Source organism: Nakamurella flavida (genome assembly GCF_030811475.1).
Lineage (GTDB): Bacteria > Actinomycetota > Actinomycetes > Mycobacteriales > Nakamurellaceae > Nakamurella > Nakamurella flavida.
This window is the reverse complement of record NZ_JAUSQV010000001.1, coordinates 4,142,330-4,164,740: the sequence shown is the minus strand read 5'-3', so window position 1 is coordinate 4,164,740 and position 22,411 is coordinate 4,142,330. Positions and strand designations below refer to the sequence as shown.

Sequence of the window (22,411 nt, the reverse complement as noted above, 5' to 3'; positions counted from 1 at the left end):
CTCTCAGCCGGCGGAGACGGCGATGCCGGTGACCAGGACCTGCGTCAGCGGCTGGCGGTGCCCCTGGCGCTTGTGGTACCCGGTCTTGTTCTTGAACTTGTGGATGACGATCTTGGGGCCCTTGGTGTGGGCGACGACCTCGCCGGACACCGTGACACCGGCCAGTGCGGCCGCGTCCGCGGTCACCTCTGCGCCGTCGACGACCAGGACAGCCGGCAGGGTCACGGCAACGCCGGGCTCACCCTCGAGCTTCTCGATCTCGATGACGTCACCCTCGGCGACCTTGTACTGCTTGCCGCCGGTCTTGACGATCGCGTACATCGTGAACGCGCCTTCCTGCCTGTCGAATCTGCCTGTGGTGTTCGCACCCTGCCGGCCGGAATGGGCCTGCGGATGTGTCCTCGGTGGGCGCCCGGACGACGTGAGCCGGTCCTGGGCACCGCGAAGCCCGCTGCACGCAGCGGGCCGACCTCTGACGATACGCGATCGGGGACGTCCCCGGCAAACCGCCGGGGACGCCGTCCGTCACGCTCGTCCGGTCACGCGAGCCCGGTCATGCCGGCCCCGCCGTGTCCGGTGCCGGGACGGTGGCTGCCGGGCCGGCCGGCCGCGACGCGGCCCGCCGACGACGCGGAGCGGCCGCCGCCGCCGGTGTGTCCGTGCCGACCTGCGGGGCCTCGGTCTGCTGGCTGTCGGTCTGCGGGGTGTCGGCCTGCTGGCTGTCGCCCGGCGCCGCCGGGGGCGGCGTCGCCGGTGCCGGGTCGACCCGGACCTCCGTCGGGGGCGTCAGCACGATGTCGACGGCCGCGGCGGTGGCCGGCGCTCCGGCGGGACGACCCGCGGCCCGTCGACGCCGGGGCCGGGCCGCCGCCGGCTCGGTCGCGGCCGCCGCTGCGGGTGTCGCCACAGCGGATTCGGACGGACCGGACGTGCCGGTCTCCGGGACGGGCGAACGGTCCGCACGCCCCGCTTCGGCGTCGGTCGAGGTGTCGGGCGCCCCGGCGATCCGGTTGCTGCGCCGGACCGGGCGTTCGACGGTGGCCAGCGAGCTGGGACCGGCCGACTGCACCGCGGCGACCGCCGCGGAAGCGGCGGCGTCCCGAGACCAGGAGTCGTCCTGGGTGGGGCGGCCCCGACGCGCACCGCGCCGGCCACGCCCCGGCCGCTCGCCGTCGTCCGTCGCGTCGGCGCCGGCCGGGACGGCGATCTCCACCGCGCCCACCTCGTCCGCGCCCAGTTCCATGGTCGGCGCGTCCGGCACCTCGGCCGGCCCGGCGTCGACCGCGGTCGCGGGCCCGTCGTCGACCAGCTCGGCCTCCGCCTCCGGGATCAGGGCGTCCAGGCCGAGCGCCGTCAGGTCGAGCGGCTCGATCTCGTGACTCGCGTCCGTTCCCGCGGGGGTCCCCTCGGAGGACCGCCCGTCCAGGTCGGCGACGAGCTCGAGCAGGTCCTCGCCGGTCTCCTCCCGACGGGTCCGCGGCTTGGGGCCGCGCAGATCCGGCGGGCGGACGGCGGCGACGGGGACCGTGCGTACCGGCGGGGTGTCCGCGACCTCGCGGCCACGTCCGCGGCGGGCCTTGGGGGCGCGCCGCTCCTGCGGGGCCTCCTCGATCGTCGCGGGGTCGACCGGCTCGTCGTGCAGCACGACACCACGACCGTGGCAGGTCGGACAGGGCTCGGAGAACGCCTCCACCAGCCCGGTGCCCATCCGCTTGCGGGTCATCTGCACCAGACCCAGCGAGGTCACCTCGGCGACCTGGTGGCGACTGCGGTCCCGGCCCAGGCACTCGGTGAGCCGGCGCATGACCAGCTCCCGGTTCGCTTCGAGCACCATGTCGATGAAGTCGACGACGATGATGCCGCCGATGTCCCGCAGGCGGAGCTGGCGGACGACCTCCTCGGCCGCCTCCAGGTTGTTCTTGGTGACGGTCTCCTCGAGGTTGCCGCCCGAGCCGGTGTACTTCCCGGTGTTGACGTCGATGACCGTCATGGCCTCGGTGCGGTCGATGACCAACGATCCGCCCGAGGGCAGGTGGACCTTGCGTTCCAGGGCCTTGGCGATCTGCTCGTCCACTCGGTAGGCGGCGAACACGTCAGCGTGGTCGCCGGAGTAACGGGAGACCCGGTCGGCCAATTCCGGCGCGACCTGGTCGACGTACTGCTTCACCGAGTCGTAGGCCTGCTCACCGTCGATGACCAGCGCCGAGATGTCGGAGTTGAACAGGTCACGGATGACCTTGATGAGGGTGTCGGGCTCCTCGGACAGCTGGGTCGGCGCGGCCTGCTTGGCCTCGGCGCGGGTGGTGATGTCCTGCCACTGCGCGGTCAACCGCTCGACGTCGCGGATCAGCTCCTCCTCGGGAACCCCCTCGGCGGCCGTGCGGATGATCACCCCGGCGTCGGCGGGCACGATGCGGTCGAGGATGCCCTTGAGGCGCTTGCGCTCGGTGTCCGGGAGCTTGCGGGAGATGCCGGTGGCCCCGCCGGCCGGGACGTAGACCAGGAAGCGTCCGGGCAGCGAGATCTGGGTGGTGAGCCGGGCGCCCTTGTGCCCGACCGGGTCCTTGGAGACCTGGGCCAGCACGGTGTCGCCGCTGGACAGCGCGGTCTCGATGCGCCGGGCCTTGCCGTGCAGGCCGGCCAGCTCCCAGTTGACCTCACCGGCGTAGAGCACGGCGTTGCGGCCGCGCCCGATGTCGACGAACGCCGCCTCCATGGAGGGCAGCACGTTCTGCACCTTGCCCAGGAAGATGCTGCCGATCATCGACGCGGTGCCGGCCCGGGAGACGAAGTGCTCGACGAGCCCACCGTCCTCGAGCAGGGCGACCTGGGCCAGGTCACCGCGCTGCCGGACGGCCATGACGCGCTCCACCGATTCCCGGCGGGCCAGGAACTCGGCCTCGGACAGGATCGCCGGACGGCGACGGGAGGAGTCCCGGGAGTCCCGGCGACGCTGGCGTTTGGCCTCGAGCCGGGTCGACCCGCGGATGCCCTGCACCTCGGACGCGGCGGAGGCGGCCGACTGCAGCGCCACCTCGGTGCGCGGGGCGCGGGGTTCGCGGACGTGCACGACGGTGTTGTCGGGATCGTCCTCGTGCGGAGCGTCGTCGTTGGTGCTGCGACGGCGGCGGCGACGGCGGCGGCGGGTGCCCTGACCGGTGCGGTCGTCGTCCTCCTCACCGTCCTTGTCGTCACGGTCCTTCTCGTCGTCGTCCTTCTCGTCGTCCCCGTCGTCGTCACGGGCGGCGCCGCCACGGTCGGAATCCTCTGCGGGGCGGCCGTCCGAGCCGGGACGCCGGTCCGCGTCCTCGTCCTCGTCGTCACCGGCGGCGTCGTCGGTGGAGGCGTCGTCCCCGGTGTCGGCCTGCCCGCCGCGGCCGGAACGGCGGCGGGAGCGGCGCGCCCGGGGGGTTCGCCCGGTGGCGACCTCCTCCGGGGCGTCGTCGGTGTCCGCCTCGGAGTCGGGAGCGGTGGCCGGGGCGTCGCCGCCGTCCTCGCCCACGGTGTCGTCGGCGTCCGTGGTGGTGCTGTCGTCGTCCTGCACGCGGCCCCGGCCACGGCGGCCGCGGCGGCGGCGGCGGCCCCGCCCGCCCGCCTCGTCGTCGAGTGCGGCGGCGTCCTCGTCGCCACCCCGGTCGTCACCGGTGGTGTCGGTCGAAGTGGTGTCGGTCGAAGAGGTGTCGGTCGAGGCGGTGGTCTCGGCGGTGGCGGGCGGGGTGCTGTCGGCCACCGGCGCGCCGGCATCGGCCCCGTCGGTCGTGGTGCTCTCCAGGGTGGCCTGGTCGTCCGACTCCGCCGCGCGTCGCGGGGTCCGGCCCCGGCGGCGGCGCGGGGCAGGCTCGTCGGTGGCCTCGTCTCCGGGCGTCGCGCGGGCCGGCGTCTCCCCGGCCGCGGGCGGCAGGAAGAGGGGCGAGATGGCGGCACCGAGGATGGGCGGCGTCTCCGGCACGGCGGGGACCTCCGGCGCGGGCGCGGTGGTGGCGGCCGCGGGGGCACCACCGACCAGCTCACCCAGCAGCTCCCGGGCGACGGCGCCGTCGACCGCGGCCTGGACGGAGGTCACGGTGATCCCGCGAGCGGCCAGCAACGGGAGCAGCTGCTTGGTCGTCAGGCCGGCGGCCTTGGCGAGCTGGTGCACCCGGGGACGGGCGGGCAACGCGGCCAGGGCCTCGTCGAGTGCGGTGGTGGGGACATCGGGCATGAATACGGTTCCTCTCCGGGGGCCCCGGGCGCGTTCTGGACGCGGCCGCACAGGAACCCTGAAATGTTCTGGTCCGCCGTCCCGCGGCCACGATGAGCGATCATCGGACCCGCGGAGTGCGGGAAGTCTTCGGTCGGTCTGCCGGCCGATCGACGCGACCCACCCCAGCCGACCCGGTGTCACACGCACCTGATCAGCCCGGTCGGGAGCCCGACCCTGCCGGGTCCACATCGGTGAGACCGATGACGGACCGTGCTCAGTATCCCACACGGTCCGTCCCACACCGGGCAACGACCGCCGGTGTGGATCATTCCGGGCGGGGCGGGAACCGACCCACGCCCCCGTGGACCAGGAGGACAGATGACCGACGGACCCGTGGTGCTGGTGACCGGCACCTCCAGCGGTATCGGCGCCCACGCCGCCGCACAGTTCGCCCGCTCGGGCGCCCGGGTGGTGGCCACCGTCCGCGACACCACCCGCGCCGACACGGTGCGCCGCCTGGCCGGGCCGGCCGCCGACCGGCTGGACGTCCGAGCGCTGGACGTCACCGACGAGCACGGCGCCGCCGAGCTCGTCCAGGCGATCGAGGCCGACCACGGGGGCATCGACGTGCTGGTCAACAACGCCGGACGCGGGTCGGTGGCCACCCTGGAGCAGCTGAGCACCGCTGACCTGCGGGACCAACTGGACGTCAACTACCTGGCGGTCGCCGCCCTGACCCGGCTGGTCCTGCCGGGGATGCGCCGGCGCGGGTCGGGCCGGATCGTCACGGTGACCAGCGTCGGAGGCGTGGTCGGGCAGCCCTTCGCGGACGCGTACTGCGGGGCGAAGTTCGCCGTCGAGGGCCTGATGCAGTCCCTGGCCCCCGTGGTGGCCCGGTTCGGCATCACGGTCAGCGTGGTGGAACCGGCCGCGGTGGCCAGTGACTTCGTCGCCAACGCGGTCGGTCTGCCCGGCGCCGGCCCCACGGACGCATCGCCCATGCCCGCCGACCTGCCGGCGGACTACCACCCGCTGCTCGCCGCCTACCTGAGCCGGTCGGCCGCGGCGTTCGCCGCCGCCCAGGCACCCGAGGACGCGGCCGCCGTGGTGGTCGAGGCGTCCACCACGACCACACCCCGCTTCCGCTGGCAGACCGGGACGGCGGCGCGCGCGTTCGCCGGCCTGTCGCTGGCCGATCTGGACGGCGACCGGGTCCTGGGCGCCACCCGGGGGTGGCTGACCGCCGACTGACCGATCCGACTCCACCCTGCCCCTGATCGCACCCCGCCCCGGCCGGCTCCGTCCTGGCCGTTCACGAACGGGTATGCGAACATGTGTTCGTGTCCGTCGCCACTGCCCGCGGGGCCAGCATCCTGCACGCGGATCTGGACGCGTTCTTCGCCTCCGTCGAGCAGCGGGACGATCCGGGCCTGCGCGGCCGACCGGTGATCGTGGGCGGCGGGGTGGTGCTCGCCGCCAGCTACGAGGCGAAGGCGCGCGGCGTGCGGACGGCGATGGCGGGATCGGCGGCCCGGCGCGCGTGTCCGGAGGCCATCGTGGTGCCACCCCGGTTCGAGGCCTACACGCAGGCCAGCCGGGACGTCTTCACGGTCTTCCACGACACCACTCCACTGGTGGAGGGCATCTCCATCGACGAGGCGTTCCTGGACGTCGGCGGCCTGCGTCGGGTCTCCGGCAGCCCGCCGGAGATCGCCGCCCGGTTGCGCCGCGCGGTGCAGGAGCGGGTGGGCCTGGCCATCACCGTCGGGGTGGCCCGGACGAAGTTCCTGGCCAAGGTGGCCAGCGGGGTGGCCAAGCCGGACGGACTGCTCGTCGTCCCGCCGGACGGCGAGCTGGAGTTCCTGCACCCGCTGGCCGTGCAGCGGCTGTGGGGGGTCGGCGCGGTGACCACGGCCCGACTCCACGGGTGCGGGCTGCGCACCGTGGGCGATGTCGCGGCGGTCGGCGAGGCGGCCCTGGTCGCCCTGCTCAGTCCGGGATCAGGTCGCCACCTGCACGCGCTGGCCCACAACCACGATCCCCGGCCGGTCCAGGTCGGGCGGCGTCGTCGGTCGATGGGGGCCCAGTGCGCCCTGGGCCGGCGCCGGACGGACCTGGCCGAGATCGAGGCGACCCTGGCCGGTCTGGTCGACCGGGTGACCCGACGCATGCGGACGGCCGAGCGGGCCGGTCGCACGGTGACGCTGCGGTTCCGGTTCGCCGACTACACCCGCGCGACCCGCTCGCACACCCTGGACCGGGCCACCGACCACACCGACACCGTGCTCGGTGCCGCTCGCCGACTGCTGGTCGAGGCCGGGCCGATGATCCTGGACCGTGGGCTGACCCTGATCGGGGTGTCCGTCGGCAACCTGGACTCCGACGGCGAGACCCAGCTCGCCCTCCCGTTCGACCAGGCCGACGGCACGGCTCTGGACACGGCGATGGACGTCGTCCGCAAGCGGTTCGGCGGCGCATCGCTCACCCGGGCCGCCCTGGTCGGTCGGGCGGCGGTGGAGATGCCGCTGCTGCCCGACTGACGGCGCGGATCCGACGGCGACCGCACGCGTCGGTCGGTCAGCCCACCACCGCGAACGCCCGCACCGTGAAGGTGGCCATGCCCACCACGGCGGGGGGAGCCGCGGAGAACCGGAAACCGGCGTCCGGCAGGTCCCCCAGACCCCGCAGGTGTTCCACCACCGGGATGCCCGCGGCCAGGAGCGCCGAGTGCACGGGCCGCTCCCCGCCCCGGGTCGCGTCGATGTTCAGCGAGTCGATGCCCACGAGCGTCGCACCCAGCGCCACCAGTCTCTCGGCCAGGGCCGTGGACAGACTGGGGTGATCGACGGCGTACGCCTCGGTGCCCCAGTGGCGGCTGTGCCCGGTGTCGACCAGCACGGCCCGGCCGCGCACGTCCAGACCGTCCAGCACCTCGGGACCGACGGACGGCACACCGTGCGCCCGGACGACCAGCCCGTCCAGGTCGACCATCCGGGCCAGCGGGACCACCGACAGGTCGTCACCCCCGTCGTACCGGTGGGCCGGGGTGTCCAGGTAGGTCCCGGTGTTCGCCGCCATCGCGATGGTGCCGATGGAGAACTCGGTGCCCGGCGCGTAGATCGCGCGGGAGTCGGCGAACGACAGGTGCGAACCCAGCGCGGGCCCCGGGATGCCGGGGTAGGTGATCATCCCCTCGACGACCGGGTGCGCGAGATCGACCACGCGTCGGCCCGTCATCGCTGCGCCGCCGGGGACTCGGGGGCGTCGGCCAGGCGCAGGATCAGGAAGATCTCGTCGCGGTCGTCGCCGGGGGCGGGCCGGAGCCAGCCCGGCCGGCGACCCCACTCGGTGAACCCGAACCGACGGTAGAACGACTCCAGCCCCTGCCCGTCGCGCACGGAGAGGTCGACGAGCTCCAGTCCCCGCTCGCGGGCCAGGGCGATGACCGCCTCCATCAACCGCACCCCGGTGCCCCGGCCCTGCTCGTCCGGGTCGACCATCAGCGAACGGATCCATCCGGTGTGCGCGACGATCCCGGTGCCCGGCCGCAGGACGACCAGACCGACCAGCCGGCGCTTGACCGTCGCGGCGACGGCGATCAGCCGCCCCATCCGGATGTCGTCGACGACCCCGGCGACCCGGGCGGCCACCTCGGCCCGGGTGACCTGCACCGGGAAGCCGACGGCGCCGCCGGCGGCGGAGACCCGGTGCCACAACGTCACCACGGCGACTCCGAAGGCGCTGTCGGACGCGAGCGGACTGCCGGGACCGACCCGGCTGAGCACCACACCCGGGGCGTCGCCGTCCTGCGGTGCGCCCAGCGACACCGGCGCGGGTTCGGTCACAGGGAGGGGAACCACAGAGCGATCTCCCGGGCCGCGGACTCCGGCGAATCCGACCCGTGCACCAGGTTGAGCTGGGTCTCCAGGCCGAAGTCGCCGCGGATGGAACCGGTGGCGGCCTTCTCGACCGGATCGGTGCCGCCGGCCAGCTGCCGGAAAGCGGTGATGGCCCGCGGCCCCTCGACCACGGCGGCGACGAGCGGCGCGGAGGTGATGAACTGCAGCAGCCCGTCGTAGAACGGCTTGCCCTGGTGCTCGGCGTAGTGCTGGGCGGCGACCTCGGTGGTGGCGGTGCGCATCTCAAGGGCGACGACCCGCAGGCCCTTGCGCTCGATGCGGACCAGCACCTCCCCGATCAACGAGCGCCCGACGGCGTCGGGCTTGACGAGGACGAGCGTGCGTTCTGCCACGGCGATCTCCTTGCTCGGCGGCCCGGTCGGGCCGCGTTCCCGGATGTGCGGCGCACACCCGTCCTGCTGCGCACCGAACGGGCGGTCCGCGGCGGAAACCGTTCCGCGGGAACGGCTTCCGGGGTTCAGTCGGGCGGGGGCTGCTGCGAGGGCAGCGTACCGGCGGCCTGCCGGCGCCGGAACTCGGTGCGGAACCAGAGGATCAGCCCCCACACCAGGGCGAACACCACACCCATCACCCCGAGCGAGCCGGACAGCGCCCACCCGGCGATGACCAGGGCCTGCAGCACGAAGATCATCGTGAACACCCAGGGGCGGGACACCACCGCGCACGCCCCGATGTGCAGGACGGCCAGGACGCAGATCAGCACGACCCCGAGGGGGCCCACCTCGTTGCCGGTGTTCACCGCCACCGGGATGGCCAGCAGGATGACGATGGCCTCGAGGAAGAGCGTGGCCGAGATGATGCCGCGCAGACCGCGTTCGGGATCGGCCGGTCTGCGGCGGGGGGTCTCGTCGCCGGCGGGTTCAGCGGCGGCGGTCATGACGGCGACAACCCGGTCAGCGTGCGGGCGTCCCCCGCGGAGACCACCGAGCCGGTGACGACCACACCGGTGCCGGACATGTCGTCGGCACCGTCCTCGGTGAGGTCCACGGCCAGCCCGATGGCCTCGTCCATCCGGGCCGCGGTGTGCACCCGCTCCTCGCCGAACACGTCGACGGCCAGGTCGTGCAGGTCCTCCAGCGGCATCGACCGGGGCGAGGAGTTCACCGTGACGACGACCTCGTCGAAGGTGTCGACCAGCGCCTCGAGCAGCGCCCGCACGTCCTTGTCGCCCATCACGGCGATGACGCCGACGAGGCGGGCGAAGGAGAACTCGGCGGCCAGGGCGGCCGCGAGAGCGGCCGCACCGTGCGGGTTGTGCGCCGCGTCGACCAGGATCGTCGGCGAGGTCCGGACCCGTTCGAGGCGACCCGGGGTGGACACGGACGCGAACGCGTCCTGGACCACGCCCAGATCCAGCTGGGTCCCGGCGCCGGCGCCGAAGAAGGCCTCGACGCAGGCCAGCGCGACACTGGCGTTGACCGCCTGGTGCTCGCCGGACAGCGGCAGGAACACGTCCTCGTAGACACCGCTCAGACCCTGCAACGTGAGCTTCTGCCCACCGACGGCCACGGCCCGGTCCAGCACGCTGAACTCGCTGCCGTACCGGGCGACGGTGGCGTCGACCTCGATGGCCCGCCGGATGAGCACCTCCATCGCGGCCGGCTCCTGCGGGCCGATGATCGCCGTCGCGTCCTTCTTGACGATGCCGGCCTTGTTGCCCGCGATCTCGGCGAGCGTGTCACCCAGGAACTCGACGTGGTCGATGCCGATGGGGGTGATCGCGGCGATCCGGGCGTCGGCCACGGTGGTCGAGTCCCACGTCCCACCCAGGCCGGTCTCGATGACCGCGACGTCGACCGGGGCGTCGGCGAACGCGGCGTAGGCCATCGCCGTCAGCACCTCGAACTTGCTCAGCGGGGCCCCGCCGTCCCGCTCGCTCGCCGCGTCCACGAGATCGATGTACGGGGCCAGGTCGTCGTACGCCGCGACGTAGGTGTCGGGGTCGATCGGGGCGCCGTCCAGCGCGATGCGCTCGGTGACCAGCTGCAGGTGCGGGGAGGTGAACCGGCCGGTGCGCAGCCCGAACGAGGTCAGCAGGGCGTCGACCATCCGCACCGTGGAGGTCTTGCCGTTGGTGCCGGCGACCTGCACCACCGGGTAGGCCTGCTGGGGATTGCCGATCAGGTCGAGCAGGGCGGTGATCCGGGTCAGCGTCGGCGAGATCTGCACCTCGTTGCGACGCCGGTCCAGCAGGCTCTCCACCACCGACAGGGTCAGCGGCGGGGAGTCCGGCACCAGGGGTGCGTCGTCGTCGAGATCGGCGGTCGCCGCGGCGATGTCGTCCCCGGAGACCTCGCGCACGAGATCGTCCGGGATGCTGGTGTCACCCACGTGCGGGGCGCCGATCAGGTCGTCACCCGGGACGATGTCCGCGGTGCCGTCCGCCGCGTCCTCGGCGGCCCGGCGACGACGGGCGACCTGCTCGGAGGTGTCCCGCTCGGCTTGGTCGTCACCATCCCGGCCGTCCCTGTCGCGGTCGTCATCCGGGGCCCCGGGGGGTCCGTCGCCGATCACCGTCATGCCGCTCCCCCGCCCAGTTCGGCCAACCGTGCGGTCAGCCGGGTCACGTCGTCCTGCGCCTGCGCCAGCCGCTGCCGGATCTTCTCGACCGCCTCCGGCTTGGCCCGCTGGACGAAGTTCTCGTTGCCCAGCTTGCGCTCCGCCTCGGCGACCTCCTTCTCCGCGGCCTGCAGATCCTTGGTCGCCCGGGCGATCTCGGCGGCCACGTCGATCACGCCGGAGGTGTCCAGTTCGACCGTCACGGTCCCGGACGAGGTGCGGACGGGGACGGCGATGGTGGCGACGTATCCGTCCTCGGGATCGGTCAACCGGGTCAGGAAGCGCACCGCGGCCTGCAGCTCGCCGTCCCACCGCCGGCTCGGATCGACCGCCCACGGCGCCGCGGGCACCGGCTTGGTGGGCAGGATCTTCTGGTCGGCCTTGAGTCGGCGCACCTCGGTGGTCACTCCCTGCACGTCCTGCACCCAGCGGTCGGCGGCGGGCTCCTGACCGCGCGGCGAGACCTGCGGCCAGGCGGCGATCACCAGGGACTCCCCGCCGGTGAGCGCGGTCCACAGCGTCTCGGTGACGAACGGGGTGAACGGGTGCAGCAGCCGCAGGAGGGTGTCCAGCACCTCGCCGAGCGCCTCCCGGGTGGCCCGGGCCTGCTCCGGGGTGCCGGTCTGCAGGGCGACCTTGGACAGCTCGAGGTACCAGTCGCAGACCTCGTCCCAGGCGAAGTGGTAGAGCGCCTCGGCCGCCTTGCCGAACTGGAACTCGGCCAGCAGCGCGCCGGTCTGCTCGACGACCGCGTCCAGCCGGCCCAGGATCCACCGGTCGGCCGGCCCGAGATCCTCGGCCCGGCACGGCGTCCCGGTCACCACGGCCCCGTTGGCCTGGGCGAACCGGGTGGCGTTGAACAGCTTGGTGCAGAAGTTGCGGGAACCCTTGACCCACTCCTCCGCGATGGCCTGATCGGCGCCGGGGTTGGCGCCGCGGGCCAGGGTCAGCCGCAGCGCGTCGGCGCCGTACAGCTCGATCCAGGCCAGCGGGTCGACCACATTGCCCTTGGACTTCGACATCTTCTTGCCGAACTGGTCACGGACCAGGCCGTGCAGGGCGACGGTGCGGAACGGCACCGCGTTCTCGAGCTCCCCCGCGAACGCGTAGGTGCCGAACATCATCATCCGGGCCACCCAGAAGAACAGGATGTCGTATCCCGTGACCAGGACCGACGTCGGGTAGAAGGCCTTCAGGGTGTCGGTGCGCCCGGGCCAGCCCATGGTGGAGAACGGCCACAGCCCGGAGGAGAACCAGGTGTCCAGCACGTCCGGGTCCTGCGTCCAGCCGTCACCGGGCGGTTCCTCGTCCGGCCCCACACAGCGCACCTCGCCGTCCGGCCCGTACCAGACCGGGATCCGGTGGCCCCACCAGAGCTGGCGGCTGATCGTCCAGTCGTGCATGTTGTCGACCCAGTCGAAGTACCGGGCGGCCAGCTCGGGCGGCGAGATGTCCGTCCGACCCTCCCGGACGGCATCCGCGGCGGCCTGGGCCAGCGGGGCGACCTTGACGAACCACTGCGTGGACAGGCGCGGCTCGATGGGCTCGTCGGTGCGCGAGGAGTGCCCGACCGAGTGCCGATAGGGCCGCTTCTCGGCCACGATCCGACCCTGCGCGCGGAGCTCCTCGCGGACCTCGCGACGGGCGTCGAACCGGTCCATCCCGTCGAACCGGGTCCCGGTGCCCTCGACGCGGGCGTCCACGGTGAAGATCGAGATCATCGGGAGGTCGTGCCGGCGGCCGATCTCGAAGTCGTTGGGGTCGTGCGCCGGGGTGACCTTGACCGCGCCGGTGCCGAACGCCGGGTCGACGTGCGCGTCGCCGACGATCGGGATGCGCCGGTCGACCAGGGGCAGGACGACGGTGCTGCCGACCAGGTGCGCATAGCGCTCGTCGTCCGGGTGCACGGCGATGGCGGTGTCGCCGAGCATGGTCTCCACCCGGGTGGTGGCCACCACGATCTCCGGGTCGTCCGGGCCGCTGCCGCCGTACCGGATGGACACGAGCTCGCCGTCGACCTCGAAGTGGTCCACCTCGATGTCGGACAGGGCGGTGCGGCCGACCGGCGACCAGTTGATGATCCGTTCGGCCTGGTAGATCAGCCCGTCGTCGTACAGCTTCTTGAAGATCGTCTGCACCGCGGCGGACAGACCCTCGTCCAGGGTGAACCGCTCGCGGTCCCAGTCGACCGAGTCACCGAGCCGGGCCATCTGCCCGAGGATCGCCCCGCCGGACTCGGCCTTCCAGTCCCAGACCCGCTGGACGAACGCCTCGCGGCCCAGGTCGTGCCGGGTCTTCCCGTCGGCGGCCAACTGCTTCTCGACCACGGCCTGCGTGGCGATGCCGGCGTGGTCCATGCCGGGCAGCCAGAGCACCTCGTCGCCGGACATCCGGTGCCAGCGGGCGAGGACGTCCATCAGGGTGTGGTCGAGCGCATGGCCGACGTGCAGGTTGCCGGTGACGTTGGGTGGGGGAAGCACGATCGAGAAGGGCTGGCGCTCGCCGGACAGGACCCGGGCGGGGTCGGCGGCGAAGTAGCCGGCCTCCCGCCACTGCTGGTAGAGGGCTACCTCCACCGCCGCCGGGTCGTACTGGGCCGGCAGGGCGCGGCTCGGTCGATCCTGGTCCTCGGGTGGTGTCGTCACGGGATGAAGTCTAGGCGGGGGGCCCGAACGGCCCGGACCGTCCCGGACCGACCTCGCGACCCCCGAATGCCCCGCCCCCGCTGCCACGGGGGTCACGCCGCGCTGTCCGTCGGCGGGCGCCGCCGTCCCGGGTGGGTGCACCTGCCGGCCACGGGGATGAAATGCGCGGCGGGCCGGTCCCGCAGCACGCCGGGTCATTACCGTCGGGTGGATATTGATGACGGATAGTGCATTTGTCCGGTCCTGGACGTGACCTTCCCGTCAGAGCACTCCCGTGGCCGGCGGCGCCCCCGCATGCTGACCCCGGCCGCGACCGCTGTCCTCCAGGAGGCTCCATGCCCGTCCGCCCCGCCGTCGGTCTGCTGGTCGCCCTGACCGTGCTGGCCTCGACGGCCACCCCGGTGTCCGCCACCCCGCCGCCGGCCGCCACGGTCGCCGCCGTGGCGGCCGCCCCCGGATCGGCCGGCCACGACTACGCGACCGACGTCCTGGGTGACCCGATGGACTACTCGAACTCCGACGACATGCTGCTGGACCCCGGTCCCGCCGGGAGCATGAGCAACCTGCGCATGCAGGACGGCGTGGTCCGCGGACGCGTCGGGGAAGCGGGCTACCTCTCCCCCCTCTGGCCCGGGTACGGCGGCTCGGTCCTGCTCGGCCGGGACGGGGCCGCGCCGCAGAACCAGCTGAACGCCGACCGGTACCGCACGGTCTCCTTCAGCGCCTACGCGGACCGGGACGTCTCGGCCGGGCTGTTCTGGTTCGCCTGTCCCGGTGGCGGGGTGAGCAACACCTGCGGCGGCGGCCTGCCCTTCGCCCTCCGGGCCGGTTGGCACACCTATCAGCTGTCGCCGGGCGCCTCGGTCTTCTCCGGGTGGCCGGTGGCCTGGCGGGGATCCCTGACCGGGCTGCGCCTGGCCGCCTCGCCCGGCGCCGGCGGCGCGGAGATCGCCCTGGACTGGTTCCGGGTGGTCGAGCCCGGCTCGGGCGCCGAGCAGAACTGGACCAACCCGGACGGCGGGTCGGCCGACATCCTGTGGGACGCGGACCCCTCCTCGGACAACAACACCGGCGACCGACCCGGCTGGGGTGTACTGACCACGTCGTCGGCGCGGTCGGGCACCGTCGACCTGTCCGTCCTCCCGGCCGGGAGCTACCGCATCGGCGTGCGCACCTCCCGCTCCACCCAGTGGACGGTGGTCTACCTCGACGCCCCCCTGCCCGCCGTCCTCACCCCGAACGCCGTCGGCGACAGGGACTTCGCGACCGACGTGCTCGGCAACCCCTGGGACATGAACGGTCCCGACGACGTGGCTGCGATCGGCAACGCCACCGCCGTCTCCTACGCCGGCGGCCGACTCTCCGCGACGAACACCCGGGGGCCGGGCGACCCCTACGTCCTCTTCCCCACCGGACGGGGCCTGGACTCCCGGGTCTACCGCAACCTGACCGTCACCTCCGGGTACGACGGCGGTTTTGATCTCAGCGGCAACCCCGGCGGCGGGAGCATGGCCCGGGTGGTCTGGGCCCGGCCGGGCTCCGCCAACCCCGGCTCGACGGACGACATCCTCACCTACTCCGGGACCCGCACCGTCTCGGTCGATCTGGGCGCAGCGGACAACGTGCTGCTGGAGCCGGACACCCCGAACAACTACTCCTTCGCCTCCGCCGCCCCCGCCTCCGCCTTCCGGTGGGATCCCAACGAGGACCCCGGCACCCGCCGCTGGTGGGTCGACGACGTGCAGTTGCGCTCGGACTTCGCGACCACGGGGACATTCCCGATCACCTGGCAGGACAACGCGTTCCGGCCGGGAGGAACCGCGCGCATCGTCGCCGACACCGACCGTTCCGGGTGCAACGGCGTCACGGTGACCGGTGGCAGCCCCGTCGCGCAGGGGGTCAACACCACGTCGTGGAACACCGCGGGCGTTCCCGCGGGCCGCTACTGGCTCTGCCTGACCATCACCCGCGGCGCCACCTCGACCAGCGCCTACGCCGGCGGCGTGCTCGTGGTCGGGTCCGGTGGGGCCGGCGCGGCCCCGCCCGCCCGCAACCCCGTCGGGTCGCTCGACATCGCTTCCCTGGCCGGGACGACCTACACCGTCGCCGGCTGGACGCTGGATCAGGACGACCCGGCCCGCTCCCTGTCCGTCGACGTGTACGACACCCGGCCGGACGGCTCCCGCGTCGGGGTCCGGCTCACCGCCGACGGTGACCGCAGCGACATCGCCGCCGCCTATCCGGGAGCGGGCGGCCGGCACGCCTACGCCAACGCCTTCCGGTTGCCCGGCGCGGGCCGACATCAGGTCTGCGTGTTCGGGATCAACGTGGGCAGCGGGGACAACACCCTGCTGGGCTGCCGCGACGTCGACGTCCCGGGGCCCGACGGTTCGGTCGACGGCGCGGCCAGCGACCGGGTAGGCCTGCTGTCGGTGGCCGGCTGGGCCGCCGACCCCGATGCCCCCGCCGCCGCGGAGGACGTCCACGTCTACGTGAGCGGCCCGGCCGGTACCCGGGGAACCGCGTTGCGCACCGGACAGCCGCGGGACGACGTCGCCCGAGTCGTACCCTTCGCCGGTCCCCGCTCGGGCTGGCAGGGCTCGGTGCCGGCGATGGGCGAGGGCGTGAACCAGGTGTGCGCGTTCGCCATCAACGTCAACGCCCCGCGGAACAACCCGCCCCTGGGCTGCCGGTCGGTGACCGTGCGGAACGACTTCGGGTCCCTGGACGTCGTCGCCGTGAACGGGAGCACCGCGACCGCCGGCGGGTGGGCCATCAACCCCAACCGGCCCGGCGAGCCGGCGGAGATCCACGTCTACGACCAGGGCCCGTCGGGGACCCGCGGCTACCCCGGCTTCGTCGCCGGGGGGAACCGGGCCGATCTCGCCGGGTTCGGTTTCGGCACCGCCCACGGGTATCTCGCCACGATCCCCCTCACCGGGCGGGGGAAGCACACCGTCTGCGCCTACGCCATCACCACCGGCGGCGGAGTCGGGAACACTCAGTTGGGGTGCAGGGACGTCACGGTCAACTGACCGGGCCGACCCGTCGCCGCACGTCGATCCGCTGCGGCGACGGGAACTCAGGCGCGATCGGCGCCGAGCGGCAGCGGGCCGGACAGTGCCTGCTGCTCGTCGAAGAGGATGACCGCGCTGACCCCGTCGTCGAGCAGCGCCGACTCCTGCTCGTCGAGCCAGTCCTCGGCCGATTCCTGGGACGGGAAGGTCACCGCGGGACCGTCGGCCACCACACCGGCCTCGTCCACGTACCGCCACAGGAATGCCACCACTGTCCCCCGCCGCTCCCGCCCCGGCGATCCGGGGGCGGGGCGACGGTAGCGTGAGGCCGCGCGGCCCGGGCGGACCAGCCCCCGGTGTGGCGCACGGACTTCGGAGGTGGGCGGTCATGCCGTCAGAGACGAGCGCCGCTCCTGCCGGACCCACCGGGCCGGTGCCGCCCGGTTTGTCGCCGATGGACCCCGCCCGGACGGACGACGGCATCCCGGTGGCCACGCCCCCGACCGAGGAGTCTCCGGTCGAGCGGACTCCGGCCGAGCAGGTGCCGACCGAGCAGACTCCGGACGAGCAGGCTCAGGCCGAACAGGCTCAGGCCGAGCAGATCCCGACCGAGCAGGCTCAGGCCCAGCAGATCCCGACCGAGCGACCCCAGGCCGAGCAACCCCAGGCCGAGGACGACACCCAGCGGGACGACCCGACCCGGCAGACCCCGCGGCCGGCCTCCAACGACCTGGCCGACGTGCCGCCGCTGGACGCCGCGGCTGCCGCTGAGGTGACCCGGCGCCGGGAGGGCCTGGGGGTCAACGCCCTCGGCGTGCTCGGCCCGCTGGTCGACGCCCTCGCCGCCGCCCGGGGTTCGGCCGTCCCACCGCTCGGGCCCCGTCGGGTCCGTCTGATCGTCGCGGCGGCGGACCACGGCATCGCCGCCGCGCTGGCGGTGTCGGCGTACGACATGCGGGAGAGCCGCCGCCGGGCCGTCGATCTCGCCCGCGGGGCCGGGGCCGTCGCCGCCCTCGCGGCTGCCACCCAGGTCGGGGTGCGGGTGCTGGACGTGGGCCTGCTGGCCGACGGCCCCGCCGGTGAGCTGGACGAGACCGCCCTGGGCCGACGCGGTTCCGGGCGCATCGACACGCACGACGCCCTCACCGTGGAGCAGGCCGCCGACGCCGTGCAGGCCGGGCGAGCCGTGGCCGACGCCGAGATCGACGCCGGGGCGGACATGCTCATCGGAGCAACCTGCGGGGTCGGGGTCAGCACCTGCACGGCCACGCTGGTCGCCGCGATCACCGGGATGGAACCGGTGGACACCACCACCCGTGGTTCGGGGATCGACGACGCGGGGTGGATCGCCAAGACCGCCGCGGTCCGCGATGCCCTGTTCCGCCTGCACACCGCCGGAACCGATGTGCTGACCATGCTGCGCACGGCCGGCGGCGCCGATCTCGCCTTCCTCACCGGCCTGCTCGCGCAGGCGGCGGTCCGCCGTGTCCCCGTCCTGGTCCACGACGTCACGAGCACCGTGTGCGCGGTGCTCGCCCACCGCCTCGCCCCGGGGGCGGATGCCTACTTCCTGGCCACCTCCCTCGCGCCGGAACGCGGCCACGGCCGGTTGCTGGAGCTGCTCGGCCGGGAACCGATGGTCGAGTGGGGCATCACCGGCGGCATCGGGACGGGCGCCCTGCTGCTGGTCCCCGCCCTGCGGGCCGCGGCCGCGGCCGTCGACGCAATCCCCGAGCATCCTGCCTCCCGGACGTCCGGCTCCATCCGCAGCTGGGATGCCGATCTGCTCTGAGTGCGTCCGGACGGGCAGCGGGAACACGGAGCGGGCGTGTTGGCCGTCGGTCAGCGCAGGGTGCTGACCGAGCGCGGAACCGGATCGCGGGGGGCCCGCCACGCGGCCAGGGCGGCGGCCGTGCCCGCACAACCGGCGATCAGCAGCACCGCGGCGGCCCAGCCCGACCGGGCGAAGATCCACCCGCCGAGCAAACCGACCGCGCTCGATCCGGCGTAGTAGGCCAGCGAGTACAGCGCGGATGCCTGGGAACGGGCGTGCGGGACCTGCTGGCCGGCCCAGGACGAGGCGACCGCGTGGGCCACGAAGAAGCAGAACGTGGCCAGCAGCAGACCGGCGACCACCAGTGCCAGCGGCGTGGCCAGCATGACCAGCGCCCCGGCCGCCATCCCGGCACCGGCGGCGACCAGCAGCCGTCGCCGGCCGGTCCGCGCGACCAGCCGACCCACCACCGACGAGCCGACCGTGCCGGTGAGGTAGCTCAGGAACAGCAGGCTCACCACGGCGGGCGGCAGATCGTAGGGGGCCCGGACGAGCCGGAACCCCAGCAGGTTGTAGAGCGTGACGAAGGCGCCCATCAGCAGGAACGCCTGCAGGTAGAAGACCCACGCGGTGTCGTCGCGCAGTGCGGCACGGATGCGACCGGAGGGTGGCGACCCGGTGGGTGGGACGGATCGCCCCAGGGGCTCCCGCGGCCGGCCCGACCGGGGCATCAGCACCACCATGGCCGCGGCGGCCGCTGCCACCAGGACGCCGACCACGGCCAGCCCCCACCGCCAGCCCAGCCCGCCGGCCACCACTCCGGCGAGCACCCGTCCGATCAGCCCGCCGATGGTGGTGCCGGCGACGTAGACCCCGGCCACGGCGGCGACCCGGCGGGCCGCGGTCTGCTCGACCAGGTGGGCCATGGCCAGGGCGGGGACGGCCCCCAGCGCCAGCCCGGAGATCGCCCGCAGCAGCAGCAGGACGGTGAACGACGGGCTGAACGGGACGAGCACCCCGCAGACGGCCGCGGTCACCACCGAGATGCGCATCGCGCGGCCCCGGCCGATGCGGTCGGCCACCGCCGCCCACGGCAGCACCGAGAGGGCCAACGCCCCGGTGGCGACCGACACCGACAGGGAGGCCTGCGCGACGGACAGGCGGAACTGGGCGGCCACGGCGGGGAGGACGGCCTGCACCGCGTACAGCTCGGAGAACGTCGCGACCCCGCCGCAGAACAGGGCCTGGGTCAACCGCCGGGACGCCGGGTCGGCACCCCCGAACCCGGCCACGTCAGCGTCCGGTCATCGCGGGACCGGCCGTCCGGTCACTGGGTGCGGGCGGGGTGTCACCGGATGCGGGCGGGTGGGGGCGGCGGTCCCGACCGGAACGTCGCAACGGCCGTGTCCGTGGACGTGGCCGTCGCGGCGGGCGTCGACACCCGCCGCCGGACCACCGGTCACGTGAGCGACCAGTCCACCGGCTCGCCGCCCTGGGCCACCAGCAGCTCGTTCGCGCGGGAGAACGGACGGGACCCGAAGAAGCCGCGGTCGGCCGAGAGCGGGGACGGGTGCACGGACGCGACGATCGGGACGTCGCCGAGCGCCTTGGTCAGTCCCTGGGCGTCCTTGCCCCACAGGATCGCGACGAGCGGGCCTCCCCGGGCGACCAGCGCGTCGATGGCGGCGCCGGTCACCGCCTCCCACCCCTTGCCGCGGTGCGACGCGGGGGCGCCGGGGGCGACGGTGAGCACCCGGTTGAGGAGCAGCACGCCGGAGTCCGTCCACCCCGACAGGTCGCCGTGGGCCGGCGGGGTGATCCCCCGATCACTGGCCAGCTCGGTGTAGATGTTCCGCAGCGACCGGGGCAACGGCCGCACGTGGGCGTCGACCGCGAAGGACAACCCGATCGGGTGTCCGGGGGTGGGGTACGGGTCCTGGCCGACGATGAGCACCCGGACCCGGTCCATCGGCGCCCGGAACGCCCGCAGGACGTTCTCCCCGGCGGGCAGGTAGGACCGCCCCGCGGCCACCTCCGCGCGCAGGAAGTCGCCCATGGCGGTGATGCGGTCGGCGACCGGGGCCAGGGCCTCGGCCCAGCCGGGATCGATCTGGTCGCGCAGCGGCACAGGCATGCCGCGAAACTACCCGCCCGGTGGACGGTCTCGGGCCGACGGGTGGCCGTACGGGGTCAGCCGAAGTGGTCCCACCCGGCCGCGGACTCCCAGCCGACACCGTCCAGGGTGACGGCCGGACCCTGCTCCGGCGTCGGGCCCACGGAGCCGATGGCGGTCCACCCGTCGGGCAGCGGCACCCCGGCCGGGAAGGTGGCGACCAGGGCGTGGTCGTCGCCGCCGGTCAGCACCCACTCCTGCCAGGTGCGGCCGAGTGCGGACGCCACCTCGACCAGACGCGGTGTGACGGGCAGGTCGGCCGCGTGCAGGTCGATCCCCACCCCGGACGCGCGCGCCACATGGCCGAGATCGGCGAGCAGGCCGTCCGAGATGTCGATCATGGAGGTGGCTCCGGCCAGCGCGGCCTGCGGTCCGGCGGCCAGCGGGGGCTCCGGGACCCGATAGGCCGACACCGCGGCGACCGGCGACCGGAACCCGCGGGAGAGCACGGCCAGGCCGGCGGCGGCCCAGCCCAGCCGACCGGCCACGGCCACCACGTCGCCCACCCCGGCGCCGGACCGGACCACCGGGGGCCGACCGGCCAGGTCGCCCAGAACGGTGACCGAGAGGGTGAGGACGTCCGAACGGGTCAGATCGCCGCCGACCACCGCGGCCCCGGCCTCCGCGGCGGCGGCCTGCAGTCCACGGCCGACCTCGGCGATCCAGGCCGTCGCCAGGGTCGGCGGCGCGCACACCCCGACCAGCAGCGCGGTGGGAACCGCGCCCATGGCGGCGATGTCGGCCATCGAGGCCAACGCGGCACGTCGGCCGATCTGCTCGGCACTGGCCCAGTCGGTCCGGAAGTGCACCCCGTCGACGAGCACGTCGACGCTGGCCACCACCCGACCGTCGGCGGCGGAGACCACGGCGCCGTCGTCCCCCGGCCCGAGCAGCGTGGTGGGCACCTGCGCGGAGCCGGCGACCACGGCGGCGATGACGGCGAACTCGCCGGTGGCGGCCAGGGTCCCGGCCTCGGGCTCGGGTCGGCCGGCGGACGGGCGGGCGGGGGTGCTGATGGCGGAACCTCTTCTGCTGGGCCGGCGGGGACGGGCGGATCGGTCGGGCGGGGCCGCCGGCGCGGCGGCGTCCGTCGGGCCGTACGGGGGCACGGCCATCCTGCCCCACCCCCGCCGGCGGCGGTCGGGCCAGGTCGGGATGGGCAGGATGACCGCGGGCAGGAGTGGCCGGAGCACGAGGAGCACGGGCGGGGGACGACCGGACAGCGGTGCTCCCCGCCCCGTCCGGACGGTTAAGCTCGCGTCCGCTGTCACGTCGAAAGGGGCACACCGTGGTGCAGGCATTCATCCTCATCCAGACGGAGGTCGGCCAGGCCGCCGCCGTCGCCGCGGCCATCGCCGAACTCGAGGGCGTCACCAGCGCTGAGGACGTCACCGGCCCCTACGACGTCATCGTCCGCGCCGAGGCGCACACCGTCGACGAGCTGGGCAAGCTGGTGGTGGCCCGCGTGCAGAACGTCAAGGGCATCACGCGCACGCTGACCTGCCCGGTGGTCCACCTCTGACGGTGGTCGATCCCGCAGCGGTCGCGCCCTCCCCCGGGCCCGGCGGACCGCCCGTCCCCGACGAGCCCACCGGCCCACCCCGGTGGCGCCTGGCCGCCGCGATCGCGCTGCCCATCCTCGCCGTCGTGGTGCTGCTCGTGCTGGCCTCGGTGGTCCGGTCCGCTCCCGACCCCGGGGCGGACGCACCGCTGGCGCTGCTGCCCGTCGAGTCCCCGGACTCCGGGTCCGCGTCCTGCCTCTCGGTCGTCCAGGCCCTGCCGGACACCCTCGCCGGCCTGCCCCGGCGGACCCTCAAGGACCCACCCGAGTCCGCGGAGGCCTGGGGGCAGCCGCCCGTGGTGTTCCGGTGCGGCCTGCCCGACCCCGCCGAGCTCACCTGCAGCGCGGCTCTGCAGCAGGTGAACGGGGTGGCCTGGCTGCCGCTCAGCAGTGGGGGGCAGACCACCTTCCTGGCCGTGGACCGTTCCGTGCGGATCGCCCTGACCCTGACCGAGCAGTCGGGATCGGGCTCCCTGCAGGAGATCTCGGACATCGTCGCCGCCACCCTGCCGGCCCGGGACATCTGCCGCGACGGGGTGCTGGTCCCCACCGAGGGCTGATCGCCACCCCGTGCGAGCC

Annotated in this window: 18 protein-coding genes; 6 read left to right on the top strand and 12 right to left on the bottom strand. The window is 74.2% G+C overall.

What is annotated here, in order from left to right:
• Positions 1 to 3 precede the first annotated feature (3 nt).
• Both rplU and J2S58_RS18405 read right to left on the bottom strand, forming a co-directional pair.
• The gene (rplU, locus tag J2S58_RS18410) at positions 4 to 321 is read right to left on the bottom strand and encodes a 50S ribosomal protein L21 (protein ID WP_205257196.1); all 318 of its coding nucleotides are present in this window, start codon (positions 319 to 321) and stop codon (positions 4 to 6) included.
• A 232-nt stretch (positions 322 to 553) separates the two neighbouring features.
• Complete coding sequence (locus J2S58_RS18405) at positions 554 to 4,201, bottom strand: Rne/Rng family ribonuclease (protein ID WP_205257195.1); 3,648 nt, start codon at positions 4,199 to 4,201, stop codon at positions 554 to 556.
• A 360-nt stretch (positions 4,202 to 4,561) separates the two neighbouring features.
• Here J2S58_RS18405 and J2S58_RS18400 point away from each other — a divergent pair, with 360 nt between their 5' ends.
• Positions 4,562 to 5,434: an SDR family NAD(P)-dependent oxidoreductase gene (locus J2S58_RS18400; protein WP_205257194.1), complete on the top strand. Its 873-nt coding sequence runs from the start codon at positions 4,562 to 4,564 to the stop codon at positions 5,432 to 5,434.
• Between the two features lie 83 nt (positions 5,435 to 5,517).
• Complete coding sequence (gene dinB / locus J2S58_RS18395; RefSeq protein ID WP_205257193.1) at positions 5,518 to 6,723, top strand: DNA polymerase IV; 1,206 nt, start codon at positions 5,518 to 5,520, stop codon at positions 6,721 to 6,723.
• 37 nt (positions 6,724 to 6,760) lie between these two features.
• Here the strand turns inward: dinB and J2S58_RS18390 are convergent, their stop codons facing one another.
• From J2S58_RS18390 to J2S58_RS18365, 6 genes are all read right to left on the bottom strand, one after another.
• A complete protein-coding gene (locus tag J2S58_RS18390; RefSeq protein ID WP_205257192.1) occupies positions 6,761 to 7,420 on the bottom strand; it encodes a cyclase family protein in 660 nt (219 codons plus the stop codon).
• Complete coding sequence (locus tag J2S58_RS18385) at positions 7,417 to 8,028, bottom strand: GNAT family N-acetyltransferase (protein ID WP_205257191.1); 612 nt, start codon at positions 8,026 to 8,028, stop codon at positions 7,417 to 7,419. Before J2S58_RS18385 ends, J2S58_RS18390 begins: the two co-directional genes overlap by 4 nt.
• Positions 8,025 to 8,435, bottom strand: coding sequence for a nucleoside-diphosphate kinase (gene ndk / locus J2S58_RS18380; RefSeq protein ID WP_205257190.1), 411 nt, complete (start codon positions 8,433 to 8,435; stop codon positions 8,025 to 8,027). The genes J2S58_RS18385 and ndk overlap by 4 nt, the downstream gene beginning before the upstream one ends.
• Before the next feature lie 125 nt (positions 8,436 to 8,560).
• Positions 8,561 to 8,980 carry a DUF4233 domain-containing protein gene (locus tag J2S58_RS18375; protein WP_205257189.1) on the bottom strand — a complete coding sequence of 140 codons (420 nt, stop codon included), beginning with the start codon at positions 8,978 to 8,980 and terminating at the stop codon, positions 8,561 to 8,563.
• Complete coding sequence (locus J2S58_RS18370) at positions 8,977 to 10,623, bottom strand: bifunctional folylpolyglutamate synthase/dihydrofolate synthase (protein ID WP_205257188.1); 1,647 nt, start codon at positions 10,621 to 10,623, stop codon at positions 8,977 to 8,979. Before J2S58_RS18370 ends, J2S58_RS18375 begins: the two co-directional genes overlap by 4 nt.
• Positions 10,620 to 13,307: a valine--tRNA ligase gene (locus tag J2S58_RS18365; protein ID WP_306829209.1), complete on the bottom strand. Its 2,688-nt coding sequence runs from the start codon at positions 13,305 to 13,307 to the stop codon at positions 10,620 to 10,622. Before J2S58_RS18365 ends, J2S58_RS18370 begins: the two co-directional genes overlap by 4 nt.
• Positions 13,308 to 13,642: 335 nt before the next feature.
• On the opposite strand from J2S58_RS18365, the gene J2S58_RS18360 reads away from it, so the two are divergent.
• On the top strand, positions 13,643 to 16,342 hold the full coding sequence (locus tag J2S58_RS18360) for a hypothetical protein (RefSeq protein ID WP_205257186.1): 2,700 nt from the start codon (positions 13,643 to 13,645) through the stop codon (positions 16,340 to 16,342).
• 47 nt (positions 16,343 to 16,389) lie between these two features.
• Here J2S58_RS18360 and J2S58_RS18355 read toward each other — a convergent pair whose 3' ends face one another.
• Entirely contained in the window at positions 16,390 to 16,593 is a 204-nt protein-coding gene (locus J2S58_RS18355) for a hypothetical protein (RefSeq protein WP_205257185.1), read from the bottom strand.
• 119 nt (positions 16,594 to 16,712) lie between these two features.
• Here J2S58_RS18355 and J2S58_RS18350 point away from each other — a divergent pair, with 119 nt between their 5' ends.
• Complete coding sequence (locus J2S58_RS18350) at positions 16,713 to 18,116, top strand: nicotinate-nucleotide--dimethylbenzimidazole phosphoribosyltransferase (protein ID WP_205257184.1); 1,404 nt, start codon at positions 16,713 to 16,715, stop codon at positions 18,114 to 18,116.
• A 50-nt stretch (positions 18,117 to 18,166) separates the two neighbouring features.
• Here J2S58_RS18350 and J2S58_RS18345 read toward each other — a convergent pair whose 3' ends face one another.
• The 3 genes from J2S58_RS18345 to J2S58_RS18335 all read right to left on the bottom strand — a co-directional run bounded on the left by J2S58_RS18345 (position 18,167) and on the right by J2S58_RS18335 (position 21,386).
• Entirely contained in the window at positions 18,167 to 19,390 is a 1,224-nt protein-coding gene (locus J2S58_RS18345) for an MFS transporter (protein ID WP_205257183.1), read from the bottom strand.
• A gap of 167 nt (positions 19,391 to 19,557) precedes the next feature.
• Positions 19,558 to 20,232: a uracil-DNA glycosylase gene (locus J2S58_RS18340; RefSeq protein WP_205257182.1), complete on the bottom strand. Its 675-nt coding sequence runs from the start codon at positions 20,230 to 20,232 to the stop codon at positions 19,558 to 19,560.
• A gap of 56 nt (positions 20,233 to 20,288) precedes the next feature.
• A complete protein-coding gene (locus J2S58_RS18335) occupies positions 20,289 to 21,386 on the bottom strand; it encodes a thiamine-phosphate kinase (RefSeq protein WP_205257181.1) in 1,098 nt (365 codons plus the stop codon).
• Between the two features lie 173 nt (positions 21,387 to 21,559).
• Between J2S58_RS18335 and J2S58_RS18330 the strand changes: the two genes are divergently transcribed.
• Complete coding sequence (locus tag J2S58_RS18330; protein ID WP_205257180.1) at positions 21,560 to 21,793, top strand: Lrp/AsnC ligand binding domain-containing protein; 234 nt, start codon at positions 21,560 to 21,562, stop codon at positions 21,791 to 21,793.
• A gap of 2 nt (positions 21,794 to 21,795) precedes the next feature.
• Positions 21,796 to 22,392: a DUF3515 domain-containing protein gene (locus J2S58_RS18325; RefSeq protein WP_205257179.1), complete on the top strand. Its 597-nt coding sequence runs from the start codon at positions 21,796 to 21,798 to the stop codon at positions 22,390 to 22,392.
• Positions 22,393 to 22,411: the final 19 nt, after the last annotated feature.